The organism is Sphingomonas sp. UYEF23 (assembly GCF_040546165.1).
Lineage (GTDB): Bacteria > Pseudomonadota > Alphaproteobacteria > Sphingomonadales > Sphingomonadaceae > Sphingomonas > Sphingomonas glacialis.
Window position 1 is genome coordinate 28,078 of sequence record NZ_JBEPNG010000004.1, and the last position, 18,978, is coordinate 47,055.

General features: G+C 66.5%; 15 protein-coding genes. 5 read left to right on the top strand and 10 right to left on the bottom strand.

The features are described 5' to 3' along the window. Positions 1–27: 27 nt before the first annotated feature. The 3 genes from ABIB28_RS09010 to ABIB28_RS09020 all read right to left on the bottom strand — a co-directional run bounded on the left by ABIB28_RS09010 (position 28) and on the right by ABIB28_RS09020 (position 5,673). Positions 28–3,273: a TonB-dependent receptor domain-containing protein gene (locus ABIB28_RS09010; protein ID WP_133186343.1), complete on the bottom strand. Its 3,246-nt coding sequence runs from the start codon at positions 3,271–3,273 to the stop codon at positions 28–30. Between the two features lie 193 nt (positions 3,274–3,466). Beyond that, complete coding sequence (locus tag ABIB28_RS09015; RefSeq protein ID WP_322162471.1) at positions 3,467–4,639, bottom strand: acetyl-CoA C-acetyltransferase; 1,173 nt, start codon at positions 4,637–4,639, stop codon at positions 3,467–3,469. A gap of 29 nt (positions 4,640–4,668) precedes the next feature. Next, on the bottom strand, positions 4,669–5,673 hold the full coding sequence (locus tag ABIB28_RS09020; protein WP_354287891.1) for an alpha/beta fold hydrolase: 1,005 nt from the start codon (positions 5,671–5,673) through the stop codon (positions 4,669–4,671). A gap of 95 nt (positions 5,674–5,768) precedes the next feature. Between ABIB28_RS09020 and phaR the strand changes: the two genes are divergently transcribed. Both phaR and ABIB28_RS09030 read left to right on the top strand, forming a co-directional pair. Then, entirely contained in the window at positions 5,769–6,350 is a 582-nt protein-coding gene (gene phaR, locus ABIB28_RS09025) for a polyhydroxyalkanoate synthesis repressor PhaR (protein ID WP_133186349.1), read from the top strand. A 3-nt stretch (positions 6,351–6,353) separates the two neighbouring features. Continuing rightward, positions 6,354–6,533 carry a hypothetical protein gene (locus ABIB28_RS09030; protein ID WP_189675868.1) on the top strand — a complete coding sequence of 60 codons (180 nt, stop codon included), beginning with the start codon at positions 6,354–6,356 and terminating at the stop codon, positions 6,531–6,533. Between the two features lie 165 nt (positions 6,534–6,698). Here the strand turns inward: ABIB28_RS09030 and ABIB28_RS09035 are convergent, their stop codons facing one another. The 6 genes from ABIB28_RS09035 to ABIB28_RS09060 form a co-directional block, all read right to left on the bottom strand. Continuing rightward, positions 6,699–8,225: a TadA family conjugal transfer-associated ATPase gene (locus tag ABIB28_RS09035; protein ID WP_189675867.1), complete on the bottom strand. Its 1,527-nt coding sequence runs from the start codon at positions 8,223–8,225 to the stop codon at positions 6,699–6,701. A gap of 155 nt (positions 8,226–8,380) precedes the next feature. Beyond that, positions 8,381–8,632 (bottom strand): ATP synthase F1 subunit epsilon, encoded by a 252-nt coding sequence (locus ABIB28_RS09040; protein WP_354287892.1) that lies wholly within the window; start codon positions 8,630–8,632, stop codon positions 8,381–8,383. Between the two features lie 123 nt (positions 8,633–8,755). Continuing rightward, positions 8,756–10,228: a F0F1 ATP synthase subunit beta gene (atpD, locus tag ABIB28_RS09045; protein WP_133186355.1), complete on the bottom strand. Its 1,473-nt coding sequence runs from the start codon at positions 10,226–10,228 to the stop codon at positions 8,756–8,758. 19 nt (positions 10,229–10,247) lie between these two features. Further along, positions 10,248–11,135 carry a F0F1 ATP synthase subunit gamma gene (locus ABIB28_RS09050; RefSeq protein ID WP_354287893.1) on the bottom strand — a complete coding sequence of 296 codons (888 nt, stop codon included), beginning with the start codon at positions 11,133–11,135 and terminating at the stop codon, positions 10,248–10,250. Positions 11,136–11,303: 168 nt separating this feature from the next. Beyond that, entirely contained in the window at positions 11,304–12,833 is a 1,530-nt protein-coding gene (gene atpA, locus ABIB28_RS09055; RefSeq protein WP_189675866.1) for a F0F1 ATP synthase subunit alpha, read from the bottom strand. A 3-nt stretch (positions 12,834–12,836) separates the two neighbouring features. Then, positions 12,837–13,391, bottom strand: a complete 555-nt coding sequence (locus ABIB28_RS09060) for a F0F1 ATP synthase subunit delta (RefSeq protein ID WP_354287894.1) — start codon at positions 13,389–13,391, stop codon at positions 12,837–12,839. Positions 13,392–13,610: 219 nt separating this feature from the next. On the opposite strand from ABIB28_RS09060, the gene ABIB28_RS09065 reads away from it, so the two are divergent. From ABIB28_RS09065 to ada, 3 genes are all read left to right on the top strand, one after another. Beyond that, positions 13,611–15,392, top strand: coding sequence for a methyl-accepting chemotaxis protein (locus ABIB28_RS09065; RefSeq protein ID WP_133186363.1), 1,782 nt, complete (start codon positions 13,611–13,613; stop codon positions 15,390–15,392). Positions 15,393–15,460: 68 nt separating this feature from the next. Then, the gene (locus ABIB28_RS09070) at positions 15,461–16,138 is read left to right on the top strand and encodes a dienelactone hydrolase family protein (protein WP_354287895.1); all 678 of its coding nucleotides are present in this window, start codon (positions 15,461–15,463) and stop codon (positions 16,136–16,138) included. 63 nt (positions 16,139–16,201) lie between these two features. Then, positions 16,202–17,242: a bifunctional DNA-binding transcriptional regulator/O6-methylguanine-DNA methyltransferase Ada gene (gene ada, locus ABIB28_RS09075; protein ID WP_354287896.1), complete on the top strand. Its 1,041-nt coding sequence runs from the start codon at positions 16,202–16,204 to the stop codon at positions 17,240–17,242. 13 nt (positions 17,243–17,255) lie between these two features. Here the strand turns inward: ada and ABIB28_RS09080 are convergent, their stop codons facing one another. Continuing rightward, a complete protein-coding gene (locus ABIB28_RS09080) occupies positions 17,256–18,806 on the bottom strand; it encodes a S1C family serine protease (RefSeq protein ID WP_354287897.1) in 1,551 nt (516 codons plus the stop codon). Between the last annotated feature and the right edge of the window lie 172 nt (positions 18,807–18,978).

Here is an 18,978-nt window from a genome sequence, read left to right on the forward strand (position 1 = left end):
CTTTTCCTCAGGTTGGATGTGTTTCGATCAGAATTTGAACTCGGCGCCCGCATAGAAGAAGCGGCCGGTGTTCGGATAGATCGCGTCGTTGCCCGTGCCCGTAAGATCGTACGGCGGCAGCTTGTTGGTGAGGTTGTCGACGCCGGCGTAGAAGCGGTACTTGTCGGTCGCGTTCACGCCCAGACGAAGGCTGTGGTAGACGATCGGGTTATAGTACACGAACGGACGCGCGTCGGGGTTGGTCGGAGTCCGGCCCTGCGAAGTGAAGAACGTTTCATAGGAAAGCCCCGAAACGATCTGCTTGCCGACGTAGCGAGCATTGTAGTTCAGGTCGACCGGGCCCCATTTGCCGTTGATCGTGAACTGACCCTGCCACTTCGGATCGCCGAGCGTGCTGTCGATCCGGTCGTAGCGGTTGGGTTCGGTGATGTAGGTGTACTGCAGACGATCCATCACATAGCTGACCTGCAGGCGCAGATTGAGCTGTAGGTTGCTGCGGAACGCATGGACATAGGCTGCGTCGAAATCGAGCCCGCGCGTTGCCAGCTTGGCGAAGTTGAACGGCTGGTTGATGAAGCCGTTGCCGTTGCCCGCCAGGCCGAAGGTGAATTGCGACGTGTCGATCGTGCGCGAGGTCTGGCCGTTGAAGGTCTGGTTGGTAACCGGATCGGTCGTCGTGCGGCGGAAGACGGCGGCGCAGAACGTGTTGTTGATGCCGCCCGGATCGTCATAGCAGCGGTTGATGATCGCCTGGCCGGTAAGGCCGGAGATCACGTTCTTCACGCGGATATTGTAGTAGGTGACCTTGAAGTTGAGGCCGGGGATATAGTGCGGCGCATAGTTCATGCTGGTCGTGAAGCTCAGGCCGACTTCAGGCGAGAGGTTGGGGTTGCCCTGGTTCACACCGGCAACACCCGATGCCGACTGGTTGGTCCACGGCTTCACCAGAGTCGCGCCCGATGCCGGATCGACGAAGGTGATGCTGGTCGGGATACCGGCCGCTGCGCAGTTCTTCACACGGTTCGGACCGGCGTTGATGTTGTTGCCCGAGTTGGTGCCACCCGCCTGGTCGCACGGATCGGTCAGGCCGTTGGCGAAGGTGGTCGCGGCGGTCGCATAGAGGTTGGACAGGTTCGGTGCGCGGACCGAGCGTGCCAAGGTCGCGTTGAAGGTCAGGTCGCGGACCGGCGAGTAGATCACACCGGCATTCCATGCGACGACCGAACCAACCGTGCCGCCGTAATCGGACACGCGGCCAGCGCCTTCGATCGTCAGCTCGCGGATGAGCGGCAAGTTGGCGAGGACCGGTAGGCGAAGCTCGCCATAGAGTTCCTTGATCTCGACCTTGTTCGGATCGAACGTCGCCGCCGGGTTGAGGAAGGTCGCGCCCGACGCGGTGACCGGATCCTGGCCCGAAAACGCATCCTCGCTGCGATATTCGGCACCGATCGAGAAGCCGACCGGGCCGCCGGGCAGCTTGAAGAAGCCGCTCGAATCGCCCGAGAGGAATGCCGTTGCGTCGATTTCCTCGGCCCACTGGTTCCGCGTCGAGGTGTAGAGCGTGTAGTTGAGGGCGCGCTGGTCGAAGGCGCCCTGGCCGAACAGGTTCAACGGGACGCAGGCCGCGTCGTCATTGGTCGTGCTGGCGTCGGCGTTGACCGCGCAGACAATCTTCTGGCCGGTCGAATTGTTGACGAAGTTGCTCCCGGCATAGCCGGTCGGTGCGACAACCGCGTTCACCGCCTTGCCGTAATTCGCGATCAGGACGTTGCCGCCCGTGCGATAGTAGTTCTCGGTGCGACCGTAGTTGCCGGCGATCTCGTAGTGGAGATTGCCCTTTTCGCTGATGTCGCCCTGCACGCCGAGAACGGCGCGATAGGTCTGCCGCTTATGGAATTCGGCGCGCGTGCCGAAATCGTTGTTGAAGCGGTTGAGCGTGAACGACGTGGCGCCCGGGGCGAGGATCGTCTGCAGCGTCGAGCGCGAGGCGGCGGAGAGGAACGGGTTGTTGATGCTGAACGTCGAGGTCAGCGTCCCACCCGTGAAGCTCGGCTGGGTCGATTGCTGCTCGACATCGACCTTGACGTAGGTCGCCTCGAGGAACGGCTTGAAGGCGGGCGAGAAATCGCCGCTCAACATCAGGTTCGCGACATAGCGATCCTGGCTCGGCAGCAACATCGCATCTTCGACGCCCGTCGCGGTCAAGCCGCGGAGAATCCCGCCGCCGATCGCGCGATTGTCGACGATGTTGCTGTCCTTCTGAAGCGAACCGTCGGGCTGGAACACGTAGTTGTACGCGAGCGGGGCGCCGGTCGGCGTGGTCTGCCCGGTGCAGATCGCGGCGCGCTGCGCGGCATTGGCCGTGGTCGCGGTGCCCGGGCAGGTCGTCACGACGGTACCGCCGATCGAGCGGTTGCCGAAGACGATGCCGCTCGACACGAACGAGGTGTTCGGAATGCCGTCGAAGTTGCGGTTCGGCGCGGTCGTGATCTGCGTCGTGATGAACCCGGGCGTTCCCGTGAACGCGCCCAGATAATCGCGATCCGCATAGAAGACCGAGTTTGCGCGCGTATATTCGCCCGACACGGTGAGGTTCACCCGGCCGTCGAGGAAGTTATGGCCGGCGATGCCGCTGATCAGGTAGGTGCCGCGGTCGCCATAGGTGGTCGTGCCGCCCTGTGCGCGAATCCGCACGCCGTCATAGTTCTTGCGCAGCACGAAGTTGACGACGCCCGCGATCGCATCCGAACCGTAGATCGCCGAATTGCCGCCGGTGACAAGATCGACGCGTTCGACCAGATCGTACGGAATCGTGCTGACGTCGGGCGTGTAGCTGCCGGGAACTGCGGTCACGACGCGACGGCCGTTGACGAGCGTCAGCGTGCGCGCAGTGCCGAGGCCGCGCAGATCGAGCAGGCTGAGGCCCGCGGTGCCGATGCTGCCGGTCGAGTTCGCCTGGCTGAAGGTCGAGCGGAGCTGCGGGAGCTGGTTGAGCGCGTCGCCGAGCGAAACGTCGCCGCGGGCACCGAGCAGTTCGACCGCCGAGATCGCCGTAACCGGAACCGACTGGTCGAGCTTGCGGACCCGGATGCGCGAACCGGTGACGACGATATCTTCAGGGCCCTGGTTCGCCGCCGCAGCGTCGTCGGCAGCAAGCGAGCCTGGTGGTGTGGCAGGAGCCGGCTCGGGAGGTGCGGTTTGAGCGGCGGCAGGCAAAGCGATAACGAGCGACACGCCGGTAAGGGCGCTCGCAGACAACAGTCTGAGCTTCATCGATAGTTCCCCATTTCCGGGCGGCGGTTCCGCCTGCCCGGTTGGGGGTAACAAATAAGAAATGTAGGTCCGGCGCAACCCCTACATTTCACAAACCTGAACCAAAGCTGACAGTTTGTTAAACATGTGACCAAAGTGTCACATCCGTCATGCTTTCAAAAAATTGTTGTCCCGGCGCAACGGTTTTTGGGTCTTACCGCTCGACGCAGACTGCAATCCCCATTCCGCCGCCAATACAAAGCGTTGCCAGACCCTTCCGAACATCGCGCTTGGCCATCTCGTACAGCAGCGTCGTCAGCACGCGCGCGCCCGAGGCGCCGATCGGGTGGCCGATCGCGATCGCACCGCCGTTGACGTTGACGCGCTCGGGATCCCAGCCGAGTTCCTTGCCGACCGACAGCGCCTGCGCGGCAAACGCTTCGTTCGCTTCGATCAGGTCGAGATCGCCGATGCTCCACCCGGCCTTTTCGAGCGCGCGGCGAGTCGCGGGGACGGGGCCGATCCCCATGATCGACGGATCGACCCCGGCCGACGCCCAGCTCGCGATCCGTGCGAGGATCGGGCTCCCACGCGTCTCGGCCTCGGCGCGCGTCATCAGCACGAGCGCGGCGGCGCCGTCGTTGAGGCCGCTCGCGTTCGCCGCGGTGACGGTGCCGTCCTTCTTGAACGCCGGGCGCAGGCCGGCAACGCTCTCGAGCGTCGCACCGGCGCGGATATATTCGTCGTCCGCGACGATCGTGTCGCCCTTGCGGCCCTTGATTGTGACGGGCGCGATCTCGTCGCGGAAGCGGCCGGCGGTGCGCGCGGCTTCGGCGAGGTTCTGCGAGCGGACCGCGAACACGTCCTGTGCCTCGCGCGAGATCTGGTACTGCTCGGCGAGATTCTCGGCAGTGATGCCCATGTGATAGTTGTTGAACACGTCGGTCAGCCCGTCGCTGATCATCGTGTCGACCAGCGTGACGTTGCCCATCTTGGTACCGCCGCGCAGGTTCTGCGCGTGCGCGCTGAGCGACATCGATTCCTGGCCGCCCGCGACCATGATGCGCGCATCGCCGCACGCGATCGACTGCGCCGCCAGCGCCACCGCGCGCAAGCCCGAACCGCACACCTGGTTGACGCCCCAGGCAGGGATTTCCTTGGGTACGCCTGCGGCCATCGCCGCCTGGCGCGCCGGGTTCTGCCCTTGGCCGGCGGTCAGCACCTGGCCGAGGATGACCTCGGAGACTTCGTCACCCGCTACGCCGGCCTGCGCGAGCGCCGCCTCGATCGCGATCCGGCCGAGTTCGTGCGCCGGCGTTCCGGCGAACGCGCCGAGAAAGCTGCCGACGGGCGTGCGCTTGGCGGCGGTGATGACGATGTCCTGCATGGCTCTGCTCCGGCGGTAAGGTGTGGCCGCTATCTAGCCGGGGAACACGCGTTTAACCACCCCGCGAGCGGCTCCCACAGCTGTGCGCGGGCGCCGCTGCCGACGATCATCCCGACATGACCCGCACCGAGATCGTGGCGGTCGGCGAGATCGGCGGCGGTGGCGGCGGGCACGATACGGTCGTTGCGCGAGACGAAGTCGACGCTCGGACAGCGCAGCGCCGCGGGGTCGATCGTGGTGCCCGCGATCTGCCAGCCGCCGCTGCCGGGCACGTCTTGCGCGATACAATCCTCGAACAGTTGTCGTCCGGCGGCATAGGGCAGGGGGGCGCCGCCATTCGCCCAATCCTCCATCGCGATGAAGCGCTGCGCCGCGGCGCTGTGAGGGTCGAGCGCGGCGAACGACTCGTATTTGGCGACCGTTCGCGCCGGGTCGAGCCGCCAGAAGCCCGCTTGCAGCACTTCCATCGGCACGAGCCCCATCGCCTCGCACGCGGGTTTGGCCGACGCCCATAAGCCCGCCATATCGGCGCGCGCCGCCTCGCCGAAGCCAGCGAAATGCCACGGCGCGGCGATCAGCGCCAATCCCGCGACTTCGGCGAGGCAGGCGGCGGCAAGCGCCAGCGTGCCGCCGAGGCAATAGCCGACGAGGATCGGCGGCGCGTCGAACTTCGCGATCAGCGGCAGCAGCACACGCGTGACGTGCGCGTCGAGATCGAGCGCGCGCCCCGCCGGGGCTTGCGTCCCCCAGTCGAGCAGGAAGGGGCGGTGGCCTTGCGCGGCCAGCCAGCGCAGCAACGAGACGTCGGGCAGCAAGTCGAGGATGTGCGGTGGATTGATCAGCGATGGCACGAACACGATCGCGCGCCCGGCCGCGCCCTTCGCGCCGTAATCGCGCAGCCTTGCCTTCCCCTTGCGGTACCGCGCCGGCATCGGCTTGCGCACGCGACCGCGCGGCGCGTCCTGATACGCGCGCAGTCCCGCCAGTGCTGCGACGCGGCGATCGGGATCGGTCGCGGTCTCGGCAAGCAGCATTTCGAGGAATAAGGGTAGCGGACGCGGGCCGTGTTGCGATGCGGTAATAATTGGTGGTAGGTTCTGGCCAAACATTCGTCGGGGAGCCCTTCTGCATGAAAAAGACCATTCCGGGCGACGGCCCGGTGACGATCAAGAAGTATGCGAACCGCCGGCTCTACAATACCGAGACGTCTTCCTACATCACCCTCGAACATCTCGCCGCGATGACGCGCGAGGGGCGCGACTTCAAGGTGCTCGACGCGAAGACCGAAGAAGACATCACGCACAACATCCTTACCCAGATCATCATGGAAGAGGAACAGCGCGGCCAGACGATGCTGCCGGTCAACTTCCTGCGCCAGCTGATCGCGATGTACGGCGATTCGATGCAGGCGATGGTGCCGGGCTATCTCGAGGCGTCGATGGACAGCTTCCGCCACAACCAGCAGCAGTTCAAGTCGGCGGTCGAGGGCGCGTTCGCGCAGTCGCCCTTCGCCAACACGCCGTTCGCCGAGATCGCCAAGCAGAACATGGCGATGTTCGAGGCGGCGACCGCGGCATTCAAGCCCGGCGCAGTACCCGGTGGGGCGGCCAAGCCTGCTCCGGCTGCCGCGATGAGCAAGGACGACGAGATCGCCGCGCTCAAGGCCGAACTCGGCCGGTTGAACGAGAAGATCGAGAAGCTCGGCGACTGAGGCATGCTGTGGTGGATCGGAGCGGGCGTCGCGGTGGTGGTCGCGGTGCTCGCCGGAGTCGCCGATTGGCGGCGCGACCGGCGCGATGATCTCGACCGCGTCGGCTGGGTCGATTGGCGCTCGATGCAGATGTTCGCGCTGATCGCGGCGGCGGGATGCGCGATCATCGCGCAGCACGGCTAGCGAGCGGGTTCGCTCGCTCGCGCGGAATCTAAACCCCGTTCGCCCTGAGCCTGTCGAAGGGCCTTCTCCGCTGCGGGCGGCTGGCGTGCGCGGGGCTTCGACAGGCTCAGCCCGAACGGAAATTGGTTGTCGCGCTCGCGCCTAAGCGGCCGTTACCTGCCCGCCTTACAGGCACGCCTCGAGATACGCCTGGTCGAACCCGAAGGTCCGCGCCTTTTCGAGCGTATACGGCCGCAGGCCCATCGAGCGATATTCGCCGATGATCTTCCCATCGGCCGATTCGTCGAGATATTCGAACTTGAAGAGCTCCTGCGTGACGATCACCGGGCCTTCCATGCCGATCACTTCGGTCACGTTGGTCACGCGGCGCGAGCCATCGCGCAGGCGCTTCACCTGGATGATCATTTCGACCGAATCGGCGATCTGGCGCGAGATCGCTTCCTTCGGCACCTTGATGTCGGACATCATCACCATGTTCTCCATACGCGCGAGCGCCTCGCGCGGGGAGTTGGCGTGGAGCGTACACATCGAGCCGTCGTGGCCGGTATTCATCGCAGCGAGCATGTCGAAACACTCGCTGCCGCGAATTTCGCCGAGGATGATGCGATCCGGGCGCATACGCAGCGCGTTCTTGACGAGATCGCGGATGCTGATCTCGCCCTGGCCTTCGAGATTGGCGGGGCGGGTTTCGAGCGGGAGCCAATGCGGCTGCTGCAGGCGAAGTTCGGCCGCGTCCTCGATCGTCAGCACGCGCTCGCCCGGGTCGATCATCTTCGACAGCGCGTTGAGCATCGTCGTCTTGCCCGAGCCGGTACCGCCCGAGATGACGACGTTGAAGCGGCACGCGCCGGCAATCTTGAGCGCGGTCGCCATCTTCGGGCTCATCGAGCCGAAGCCCGCCATCATGTCGAGCGTGATCGGCTTGGCGGAGAATTTACGAATCGAGATCGCGGTGCCGCGCAAGCTCAGCGGCGGCACGATGACGTTGACGCGGCTGCCGTCCTTGAGGCGGGCGTCGGCAAGCGGCGTGGTCTGGTCGACGCGGCGGCCGACCGAGTTGCAGATGCGCTGCGCGATCTGGAAGAGATGCTCCTCGTCGCGGAACTGGATCTGCGCGAGCTCGAGCTTGCCCTTGCGCTCGACATAAGTCTGCTCGGGGCCGTTGACCATGATGTCGGTGATGTTCGGATCGGCGAGCAATTCCTCGAGCGGTCCCAGGCCGAGCAATTCGTCGACCAGCACCTTTTCGAGCGCGAACTGCTCGCGCCGGTTGAGCGTGAGCTTCAACTCGGCGAGCACTTCGCCGATGATCGGGCGGAATTCCTCGGCGAGCTCATCCTTGTCGAGCGTTGCCGCCGCCTCGGGATCGACGCGTTCGAGCAGGCGCGGGAGGACCTGCTCCTTGATCTTGTGGATCGAGCTTTCGAAGCCCTCGACCTTCGAGCTGCCCGATTCGCCCGACAGCGCCTGGCGGTCGGCAAGGCGCTGCATCGCGTCCTGCTGCGTACCGGGCATCGTGCCGAGCGGCTCGGGGTCGAGGCCACCGGGCAGCGGCGGGAACTGTTCGCCCGCGCCGGGAGCCGATTCGCCATCCGCCGGACGCGAACCACCGCCCTGCATCGGGCGTGCCACGCCGAACGCGGGTCTCGCGCTCGCGCCCGCCATGCCAGGTCGACGCCCAAATGCACTCATGCCGCCAGTTTCCTCATGCTTGGCAACAAGCGTTAGGCGAGAGTGTTTGACATTTTCCTAACCAAACCGCGCGCTCGGGTGGCGCGGACCGCTAAAACGAAAAGGGCACCGTCATCATGACGATGACAGTGCCCGATCGCGGGAGAGCATAAACCTTAAGCGGTGCGCTCGGCGAGCACCGTGAGGCCAGTCGCGCTGACTTCGGCGAAACCGCCCTCGATCGCGATCAGCTCGGGCTCGCCCTTTTCGGTGCGATAGATCGACAGCGCGCCGTCGCGGATCGTCGACATGACAGGCGCATGGCCCTCGAGCACGCCGAAATCGCCCTCGGTGCCGGGCACGACGACCATATAGACGTCCTCGGACCGGACGAGCTTTTCGGGGGTGACGAGTTCGAAGTGCAGCATGTCTTGTCTCTCTAAGCCCCTCCCCTTTAGGGGAGGGGTTGGGTTGGGGGACGCAGGCGCTGGTCTCGGTGAGACACGCCCCACCCCCAACCCCTCCCCTGAAGGGGAGGGGCTTGGATAGGATTAGGCTTCCTTGGCCATCTTCTCGGCCTTGGCGATCACTTCGTCGATGCCGCCGACCATGTAGAAGGCGCTCTCGGGCAGGTGATCGTACTCGCCGTCGACGACTGCCTTGAACGACTTCACGGTATCCTCGACCTGGACGAACTTGCCGCTGATGCCGGTGAAGACCTCGGCGACGTGGAACGGCTGGCTGAGGAAGCGCTGGATCTTGCGAGCGCGCGACACGGTCGACTTATCTTCTTCCGACAGCTCGTCCATGCCGAGAATGGCGATGATGTCCTGGAGCGACTTGTAGCGCTGGAGGGTTTCCTGAACCCGCCGCGCCGTGTCGTAATGCTCCTGGCCGACGATCGCCGGGGTCAGCACGCGGCTGGTCGAGTCGAGCGGATCGACCGCCGGGTAGATGCCCAGCTCCGAGATCGCGCGGTTGAGGTTGGTCGTTGCGTCCAAATGCGCGAACGACGTGGCCGGCGCCGGATCGGTAAGATCGTCGGCCGGAACGTAGATCGCCTGCACCGAGGTGATCGAGCCCTTGTTGGTCGACGTGATGCGCTCCTGCAGCGCGCCCATGTCGGTCGACAGCGTCGGCTGATAGCCCACCGCCGACGGGATACGACCGAGCAGTGCCGACACTTCCGAACCCGCCTGGGTGAAGCGGAAGATGTTGTCGACGAAGAACAGCACGTCCTGGCCTTCGACGTCGCGGAAATATTCGGCGATCGTCAGGCCCGAGAGCGCAACGCGTGCACGCGCGCCTGGCGGCTCGTTCATCTGGCCGAACACGAGCGCGACCTTCGAACCTTCCGGCGTCGGGTTGCCATCGGCATCCTTGGCGATAACGCCCGCGTCGAGGAACTCGTGGTACAGATCGTTACCCTCGCGGGTACGCTCGCCGACGCCCGCGAACACCGAGGTGCCGCCATGCCCCTTGGCGATGTTGTTGATCAGTTCCTGGATCAGCACGGTCTTGCCGACGCCGGCGCCGCCGAACAGGCCGATCTTGCCGCCCTTCGCGTACGGCGCGAGCAGATCGATGACCTTGATGCCGGTGACGAGAATCGCGCTCTCGGTCGACTGGTCGACGAACAGCGGCGCCGGTGCGTGGATCGGCATCGTCTCGGTGTGGCCGACGGGACCACGCTCGTCGATCGGCTCGCCGATGACGTTGAGAATGCGGCCGAGCGTCTGCGGGCCGACGGGAACACGGATCTGCGAGCCGGTGTCGGTGACTTCCTGGCCGCGGGTCAGACCCTCGGTCGAATCCATCGCGATCGTGCGGACGGTGTTCTCGCCGAGATGCTGCGCGACTTCGAGCACGAGGCGGTTGCCGTTGTTCGACGTCTCGAGCGCGTTGAGAATCGCGGGAAGGCGATCCTGCTCGAAGGTCACGTCGACGACGGCGCCGATGACCTGGCTGATACGGCCAACGCTGTTCGTAAGCGCCGGGGCGAGTGTGTCTGGGGCGGTTGCCATGATGCTTTCCTCGTATCGACTACTTGAGCGCTTCGGCGCCGGAGATGATTTCCACCAGCTCGGTGGTGATCGCGGCCTGGCGGCTGCGGTTGTACTGGATCGTCAGGCGATTGATCATGTCGCCGGCATTGCGCGTCGCATTGTCCATCGCGGTCATGCGGCTGCCCTGCTCCGACGCGGCATTCTCGAGCAATGCGCCGAAGATCTGGATCGCGATGTTCCGCGGCAGCAGCGCGGCGAGGATCGATTCCTCGTCGGGCTCATATTCGACCGCGGCGGTCGCCGACGATGCGGCGACGTCGTTCGCGGCCGACGGCAGCGCGACCGGAATGATCTGGCGGCCGACCGGCTCCTGCACCAGCGCCGACTGGAAGCGGGCGTAGAACAGATGCGCGATGTCGAACTCGCCCGCTTCGTAGCGTGCGATCAGATCGTCGGTGATCGCCTTGGCGTCGGCGAAGGCGACGGTCTTGATGTGGCTCATTTCATGATCGGCGAGGATCTGCGTCGGGAAGAAGCGCTTGATCACGCGGCCCTTCTTGCCGGCGACGTAGAACTTCACCGTCTTGCCGGCACGCTCGAGCTCTTCGGCCTTGCGCCGCGCCGCACGGACGATGTTCGAGTTGAACGCGCCCGCGAGGCCGCGCTCCGAGGTCGCGATGACCAGCAGATGGACTTGGTCCTTGCCGGTGCCGGCGAGCAGCTTGGGGCTCGATTCGCTGACGGACACCTTCGACGCGAGGCTCGCCATCACTTGCTCGAGGCGCAGCGCGTACGGGCGTGCGGCAATCGCCGCTTCCTGCGCACGGCGGAGCTTGGCAGCGGCGACCATCTTCATCGCCTTGGTGATCTTCTGCGTCGACTTCACCGAGCCGATGCGGATCTTGAGGGCTTTAAGCGAGGCCATTCTAGTCCTTCTTATCCGCTCCCGCGTGCGGGAGAGGCTACGGAGACTTGGGTCGCGTCCTTCACGCGGCCCTAGTCGAAGTCGGTGAGGGTCTTCTGCTTGTCGGGCGTCGACGAGAAGAAGACCCTCACCCAACCCTCTCCCGCGGAAGCGGGAGAGGGCTAGGCATTACGCAAACGTCTTCGAAAACGCACCGAGCGCGGTCTTCAGCGCTTCGGTCGTCTCCTTCGACAGGTCGCGCTTGTCGCGAATGTCGGTGAGGAGAGCGGCGTGGCTGCTGCGCATCTCGGCGAGCATCGCCTGCTCGTAGCGGACGACGGCGTTGACCGGCACGGTATCGAGGAAGCCGTTGGTGCCAGCGAAGATCGACACGGTCTGCTCTTCGAACGGCATCGGCGCGAACTGCGCCTGCTTGAGCAGCTCGGTCAGACGCGCGCCGCGGTTGAGCAGCTTCTGCGTCGAGGCATCGAGGTCAGACCCGAACTGCGCGAACGCCGCCATTTCGCGATACTGCGCGAGCTCGAGCTTGATCGAGCCCGACACCTTCTTCATCGCCTTGGTCTGGGCGGCCGAGCCGACGCGCGACACCGACAGACCGACGTTGATGGCGGGCCGGATGCCCGCGAAGAACAGGTCGGTCTCGAGGAAGATCTGGCCGTCGGTGATCGAGATCACGTTGGTCGGGATGTAGGCCGACACGTCGCCAGCCTGCGTCTCGATGATCGGCAGTGCGGTGAGCGAGCCGCCCCCGTTGGCGTCGTTCATCTTGGCCGCGCGCTCGAGCAGGCGGCTGTGAAGATAGAACACGTCGCCGGGATAGGCTTCGCGGCCCGGCGGGCGGCGCAGCAGCAGCGACATCTGGCGGTAGGCGACGGCCTGCTTCGACAGATCGTCATAGACGATGACGGCATGCATGCCGTTGTCGCGGAAATATTCGCCCATCGCGCAACCGGTGTACGGTGCGAGGAACTGCAGCGGGGCAGGGTCCGACGCGGTCGCCGCGACGACGATCGAGTAATCCATCGCGCCCTGCTCGGTCAGCGTGCGGACGAGCTGGGCGACGGTCGAGCGCTTCTGGCCGACCGCGACGTAGATGCAATAGAGCTTCTTCGACTCGTCGTCGCCCTGATGCGCTGCCTTCTGGTTGATGAAGGTGTCGATCGCGACCGCCGACTTGCCGGTCTGGCGATCGCCGATGATCAGCTCGCGCTGGCCACGGCCGACGGGAACGAGCGCGTCGATCGCCTTGAGGCCGGTCTGGACGGGCTCGTTGACCGAGGTGCGCGGGATGATGCCCGGTGCCTTGACTTCGACGCGGCTGCGCTGCGTCGTCTCGATCGGGCCCTTGCCGTCGATCGGGTTGCCGAGGCCATCGACGACGCGGCCGAGCAGGCCCTTGCCGACGGGGACGTCGACGATCGTGCCGGTGCGCTTGACGACGTCACCTTCCTTGATCTGCGAGTCGGACCCGAAGATCACGACGCCGACATTGTCGGCCTCGAGGTTGAGCGCCATGCCCTGCACGCCGTTCGAGAATTCGACCATCTCGCCCGCCTGGACGTTGTCGAGCCCGAAGATGCGCGCGATGCCGTCACCGACGCTGAGCACCTGGCCGGTTTCCGAAACCTGCGCTTCGGTGCCGAAATTGGCGATCTGGTCCTTGATGACCTTCGAGATTTCTGCGGCGCGGATATCCATGACTTAACCTTTCATCGCGTGCGCGAGAGCATTGAGACGAGTGCGAATCGAGCTGTCGATCCGCTGCGAGCCGATCTGGACGACCAGACCGCCGAGGAGGGTGGGGTCGACCGAGAGATCGACCGAAACGTCGGTGCCGATGCGGGTGCGCAGCTGCTGCTTGAGCGCCTCGACCTGATCTTCGGTGAGCGGATGTGCCGAGGTCACTTCCGCGGTCGTCTCGCCGCGGTGGCGCGCGGCCAGATCGCGGAAGGCGCGGATGATCGCCGGGAGCTGCGACAGACGCCGGTTGTCGGCGAGCACGCCGAGGAACTTCGCCGTCGTATCGTCGACGTCGATCATCTCCGCGGCCGACGCGACGGCCTTGGCCGCCTGCTGGCGCGAGACGACCGGGCTGCCGATCAGCTGCGCGAACTCGCTCGACTGCGCGATCGCGGCGCGGACGCGGACGAGGCTCGCTTCGACGGCGTCGATCGATTTGGTGTCACGCGCGAGCTCGAACAAAGCGGTGGCATAGCGGCCGCTTAAGCTTGCTTGAATACCGCCGGATGCTTCCACGCGATTGGGGTCCTCTTGGGCACGAATGGTGGCCCCATGCAAAAAGAGGGCGCTGGGGAATGCGCCTTCAGATGGGATGGCGAGCGGTTAGCATCGGCTCGGGTCGCTTGCAAGCCATGCGCACCAAGCGGCCCTATTGCGGCAAGAACTCGCGTCTTTCACGCAACTGTAACATTCGCTTAACCATTGCTTGGCAGCTTCGAGACCATAGCGTCGGACATGAAACGAATCGCTTTCGCTCCGAAGGTCCCCCTGCTCGATCGCTGGATCGGCCGTTTTGCCACGCGCTGGGATGCCGGCGGGCGCAACGTGCGTATCCAGCTGCGGCGGATCGTCGCGGCGTTGCTGGCAATCCAGGCTTTGCTCGCGCTCGCGCTGGTCGGCACCACCGCCGCGACCAGCCACCGCGTCAACGTGCTCGTGCTCGATCGCTTGTATCCGATCGGCGAGCTGCAGCGTGTCAATGCGAGCTACGCCAATGCGTTGCTGACGGCGAACAAGGTGCGCAGCGGCAATCTCTCGGCGGCGGGCGCGATCGCGACGATCCAGGCGACGCGTGCCGAGATCGCAACCAACTGGAGCGCGTTCACGCACCACCATCTCGATACGCGGCGGGCGAGCCAGGTCGCGCACGTCGAATCCGCGCGCCACGATGCCGATGCCGCGCTCGATACGCTCCACGACCTGTTGCGCGCCAAACGGATCGACCAACTCGACTTTTTCGTCAGCGGCCCGCTTTATGCCGCGATCGATCCGCTGACCGCGTCGAGCACGACGCTGATGACCGATCTGCGTGCCGACGCAGCGCGCGAGCGAGCCGCGCTCGATGCCGGGTTCCTCCAGGTCTTTCTGCTCGTCGCCTTCGTCACTGCAGCGGCCTTGCTCGTGGCGGTATGGGGAATGCGGATGCTGACGCTGCGAGTCGTTCGCCCGCTCGCGCTGATCGCCGAGGCGACGCGCGACATCACGCTCGAGCGCGCCGACGCGCCGATCCCCGCACTCGACCGCAGCGACGAGATCGGCGACATCGCGCGCGCGCTGGTGTTTGCGCGGCAGCGCTCGGCCGATGCGCGCCGGCTGAGCGAGGAAGCGCGTCGGACCGCCGACGCGCTCTACGCCAACGAGCGGCGCGAGGACGCCGCGCGCGCGAAACGCGCCGCGCATCTCGACGCGCTGTTCGAAGTGTTCGAGCGGACCGCCGGGATCTCGGTGCGCCAGCTCGCCTCGACCGGCCCGGCGCTGCGCGAGACCGCCGCGGCGATGTCGAGCGAGGCGGGGACGACCGAGAAGCATGCGATGGCGACCGCTGCGCTGACCGAGCAAAGCGCGAACAATGCCCGCACGATCACGCAATCGGCGACCGCGCTTGCCGGCGCGATCGAGCGGATCAGCCGTGCGGCGAACGAATCGCGCGCCGGCGTGGCGACGGTGCGCGAGCGCACGCTCGAAGGGCGCGGGCACGCCGAATCGATGGGGGCGCTGGTGGCGGAGATTGCCGCCGTGCTCGACATGATCGCCGCGGTCGCCGGGCAGACCAATCTGCTCGCCTTGAACGCGACGATCGAGGCGGCGCGCGCGGGCGAGGCGGGGCGCGGCTTCGCGGTCGTCGCCGAGGAAGTGAAGGGCCTCGCGCGCCAGACGCAGACCGCGGCGGGGCGGATCGAGGCGCGGCTCGCCGCCGTGCGCACCGCGAGCGACACCGTACTCGCTACGATCGAATCGGTCGACGGGCTGGTCGCCGAGCTCGATCAGTCGTCGGCCAATGTCGCGCACGCGGTCGATCAGCAGCGCGGCATGACGCAAGCGATCGCCTACGCCATCGCCGAGGTCGAGGACGGTACGGCCGACGCCGCCGCCAACATGCAGACGCTGCGCGAACGCGCGCAGCGCTCGCGCCAGACGTCGGACGACGTGACGCGCACCGCCGAGGATGTCGCGGGCAGCGTCGAGCGGCTGCGCGGGCAGATCAACCAGCTGATGGCCGACGTCCGCGCCGCCTGATCGCGCTTCCGTGGACGCTGCAATGTTGCTAGCGGCGCGAGCACGGGGCGACAGCGACGGAGAGTAGAATGACCGGCCAGATGCAGCAGATGACGATGTCCGACGGCGCCACGATCGGCGTCTATCACGCGCAGCCGAGCGGCGCGCGCAAGGGCGGGCTGGTGCTGGTCCAGGAGATTTTCGGCGTCACCGCGCACATTCGCGACCTGTGCGATGGGTACGCCGCCGATGGCTATGAAGTGCTCGCGCCCGCGATCTTCGACCGCGAGCATCCCGGCTTCGAGGCCGACCACGATGCCGAGGGTATGGCGCAGGGCATCAAGCTCGCGCGCGAAGTCCATCCGTTCGACCTCAGCCTCGCCGACGTCCAGACCTGCGTCGACACGCTCGCCAAGGACGGCCCGGTGTTCGTCGTCGGCTATTGCTATGGCGGTTCGGTCGCGTGGTTCGCGGCGACGCGGATGCACAACGTCGCGGCGGCCTCGGCCTATTACGGCAGCATGGTCCCCGCCGCCGCCGACGAGGAGCCCAAGGTTCCCGTCATCCTCCATTTCGGCCGCGAGGATCAGAGCATCCCGATGGAGGGCGTCGAAAAGGTCATCGCCAAGGATTGGCCCAACGCGACGGTCTATGTCTACGAAGCGGGCCACGGCTTCAATTCGGACCGCCGCGAAGCCTATGACGCCGAGAGCGCAAAGCTCGCCAAGGCACGCACGCTCGAGCTGTTCGCCGCCAATGCGGGCTGACGCTGCGCTTTGAGCGCAAGCGCCGGGATGGCGCGGTACGGGGCAGCGGGTACATAAGACCGCATGACCATGCCGCGCCTCCCGCTCGACCCAGACGCCGCGTGGCGCGCCTTCGAAGCGCGCGACCGGCATTCCGATGGCCGCTTCGTCGGCGCGGTGAAGACCACCGGAATCTATTGCAAGCCGAGCTGCCCGGCGCGGCGCCCCAAGCGCGAGAACATGGACTTCTACCGCACGCCCGAGGAAGCGCGGGGCGCGGGCTTCCGCGCGTGTCTGCGCTGCACCCCCGACGCGGTCGGGCGCGACCGGATCGCGGTGGCGCGCGCCATCGCGCTGATCGAGGCGGCCGACGAACTGGTCGCGCTCGACACGATCGCGGCGTGCGTCGGCTATGCGCCGCACCATTTCCACCGGCTGTTCAAGCGCGCGACGGGCGTGACGCCTGCCGCTTACGCACGCGGGTTGATGGCGGGCCGCGCCGCCCGGGCGCTGACAGAAGATAGCACCGTGACCGCTGCGATCTACGAAGCCGGCTATTCCGCCCCGAGCCGGTTCTATGAAGGCGGCGCCAAGCGCCTCGGCATGAGCCCGAGCGCGTGGCAGCGCGGTGGCGAGGGGGTGACGATCCGCTGGATCCTCGCTGAGACTTCGCTCGGCGCGATGCTCGTCGCGGCGACCGACAAGGGGCTGTGCCGCGTCTCGTTCGACGAGGACGAGGGCGCGTTGCGCGCCCGCTTCCCGCACGCCGCGATCGTCCCCGGTGGCGCGGCGCTCGCCGATCTCGCCGCGCGCGTCGTTGCCAGCGTCGAATCGCCCGAGCGCGATCAGGATCTGCCGCTCGACGTCCGCGGGACGGCGTTCCAGGAGGCGATCTGGCAGGCACTGCGCGAAATCCCCTTGGGCGAGACACGCAGCTATGCCGAGCTCGCCGCCGCCGCGGGCACCCCCAAGGCCGTCCGCGCGGCGGGGAGCGCGTGCGGCGCCAACCCCGTGTCGATCGTCGTGCCATGCCACCGTGCCCAGCGCAGCGACGGGACGCTCGGCGGCTATGCTTACGGGATCGACCGCAAGGTCGCGCTGCGCGATCGCGAGGGCGTAGCGTAGACGCTCCGCGCCGTTACTCGACGGGCACTGCGGAAGCGGGCGGCCCGCCGGCCTGCGCCGCCTCGCACTGATAGACGATCTTCTCGTTCGGCCGTGCGGGCAGGCTCGTGCGGATCGCGGCCTGTTGCGAAGCGAGGTTGGCGCGTCCGGCTTCGTCGGGCGAGCACGCCTTGAGCGTCACTTGCGCGCGGATTTTGCGGATATCGTCCATCTGGTCGGACCCGAGGAAATAGCGCGTCGTGACATAGCTGCGCGTCGCCGGGTCGAACTGCAGCACCGACACCGTCTGCTCCTGTGCGGGCACCAGGATGCGATCCCATTTGCTGCCATTCTCGGCATATTGCGTGCGGCCGTTCATGCAGCCCGCCTGGCCCCAGTCGATCACCGTGTCGGTCGTCGCCGAGGAGACGACGCGGCTGCGCTCGGGCACCAGGTGGCACACCAGCTTGCCGAGCGGCGCGCGCGACGACATCGGCGCGACGGGCGAGTCGATCCTCGCGGTTTCGCTGGGAGTGGCAAGCATCGGCGTCCCCGTCGGGCGCAGCAGGAAGAGCACGACCGCGCCCGCCATCATCAGCGCGCCGACCCCCCATGCCCAGATCGCCCCGCGCCGCAGCGCCTGCGCATCGAGCAGCCCGCCCGCGCCGATCGCCATCGCGCCGAGCACGAGCAGCAGCGTGGCGATCGCCATGACGTTCTCGCGGTGCCGATCGGCGGCGTCGCGCGCGGCGATCCAGGCGGCATCGCGCGCGACCAGCGCCTTGCCCGCGGCATCGCGCCGCGCGCCGTCGGCGAGCGCGGCGGCCTTGGCCTCGGCCTGCGCATCGACCTTGTCGATGTCGGCGATGCTCGTGCACGGCGTGCCGACCGCGGCATAGGGTTGCTTGGCGCGGATGAGGAAGGCGGTGAGCTCGCTATTGGCGATCGCGAAGCCGAAGCTCGAATCGCCTTCCTCGTCGCGCGTGATCGCCGAATTGACACCGATCACGCGCCCGCACCGATCGAGCAAAGGCCCGCCCGAATTGCCGCGCGCGATCTGCGCGGTGTGGAGCAAAACGGCGGTCCCCGACATCTGCCGCCGCCCCGAAAACACGCCTTCGGACCGGATCGGCGAGAGGGGATGAATGTAATCGACCGCCGATTTCGCGGTCGCCATGTCGACATTGCCGGGATAGCCGAGCGCGGTGACCATGCTCCCCTCGTCGACCGGCCCGGTATAGATTGCGGTGGTCGGGATCGGCTTGCCGGTGAATTCGATCAGCGCGAGGTCGTGCACGGTATCGAGCGCGATGACCTTGCCCTGATAGCTTTTCGAGCCCTCCGACGGCACGATGCCGATCACGACATTGCCGGGATAGCGCGCCAGCAGTTCGACGACATGCGCGTTGGTAACGATCCGGTTGGGCGCCACAGCGAAACCGCTGCCGTGCCCGAAGCCGACGACTTCATCATCGACGATCGCGATCGTCACGACGCGCACCACCCCGCGCGCAGTGGCGGAGATATCGTCGGCGCGTGCCGGTGCTGCCGAGAGCAGTGCCGTCGCCAGCACCGCGATGACCATCGCCCAAGACCGCAGAAGGAAAAGGCGAAGGATCTGGCGCGACGCGGCGCGACGGCCGCTGTCGGCGGGGAAGACGGAGGTCAGGCAGGACATGGCCGCGATTCTGACAGGATCGCGCCGCGCGGGACAGGGGAAAGTGCGTGCCCGAGGCATTCGCACGCTGGCCCGAGCC

Coding starts and splice junctions, on each gene's coding strand:
- ABIB28_RS09010 (WP_133186343.1), bottom strand. CDS start 3,273: ATGAAGCTCAGACTGTTGTCTGCGAGCGCCCTTACCGGCGTGTCGCTC.
- ABIB28_RS09015 (WP_322162471.1), bottom strand. CDS start 4,639: ATGCAGGACATCGTCATCACCGCCGCCAAGCGCACGCCCGTCGGCAGC.
- ABIB28_RS09020 (WP_354287891.1), bottom strand. CDS start 5,673: ATGCTGCTTGCCGAGACCGCGACCGATCCCGATCGCCGCGTCGCAGCA.
- phaR (WP_133186349.1), top strand. CDS start 5,769: ATGAAAAAGACCATTCCGGGCGACGGCCCGGTGACGATCAAGAAGTAT.
- ABIB28_RS09030 (WP_189675868.1), top strand. CDS start 6,354: ATGCTGTGGTGGATCGGAGCGGGCGTCGCGGTGGTGGTCGCGGTGCTC.
- ABIB28_RS09035 (WP_189675867.1), bottom strand. CDS start 8,225: ATGAGTGCATTTGGGCGTCGACCTGGCATGGCGGGCGCGAGCGCGAGA.
- ABIB28_RS09040 (WP_354287892.1), bottom strand. CDS start 8,632: ATGCTGCACTTCGAACTCGTCACCCCCGAAAAGCTCGTCCGGTCCGAG.
- atpD (WP_133186355.1), bottom strand. CDS start 10,228: ATGGCAACCGCCCCAGACACACTCGCCCCGGCGCTTACGAACAGCGTT.
- ABIB28_RS09050 (WP_354287893.1), bottom strand. CDS start 11,135: ATGGCCTCGCTTAAAGCCCTCAAGATCCGCATCGGCTCGGTGAAGTCG.
- atpA (WP_189675866.1), bottom strand. CDS start 12,833: ATGGATATCCGCGCCGCAGAAATCTCGAAGGTCATCAAGGACCAGATC.
- ABIB28_RS09065 (WP_133186363.1), top strand. CDS start 13,611: ATGAAACGAATCGCTTTCGCTCCGAAGGTCCCCCTGCTCGATCGCTGG.
- ABIB28_RS09070 (WP_354287895.1), top strand. CDS start 15,461: ATGACCGGCCAGATGCAGCAGATGACGATGTCCGACGGCGCCACGATC.
- ada (WP_354287896.1), top strand. CDS start 16,202: ATGACCATGCCGCGCCTCCCGCTCGACCCAGACGCCGCGTGGCGCGCC.
- ABIB28_RS09080 (WP_354287897.1), bottom strand. CDS start 18,806: ATGGTCATCGCGGTGCTGGCGACGGCACTGCTCTCGGCAGCACCGGCA.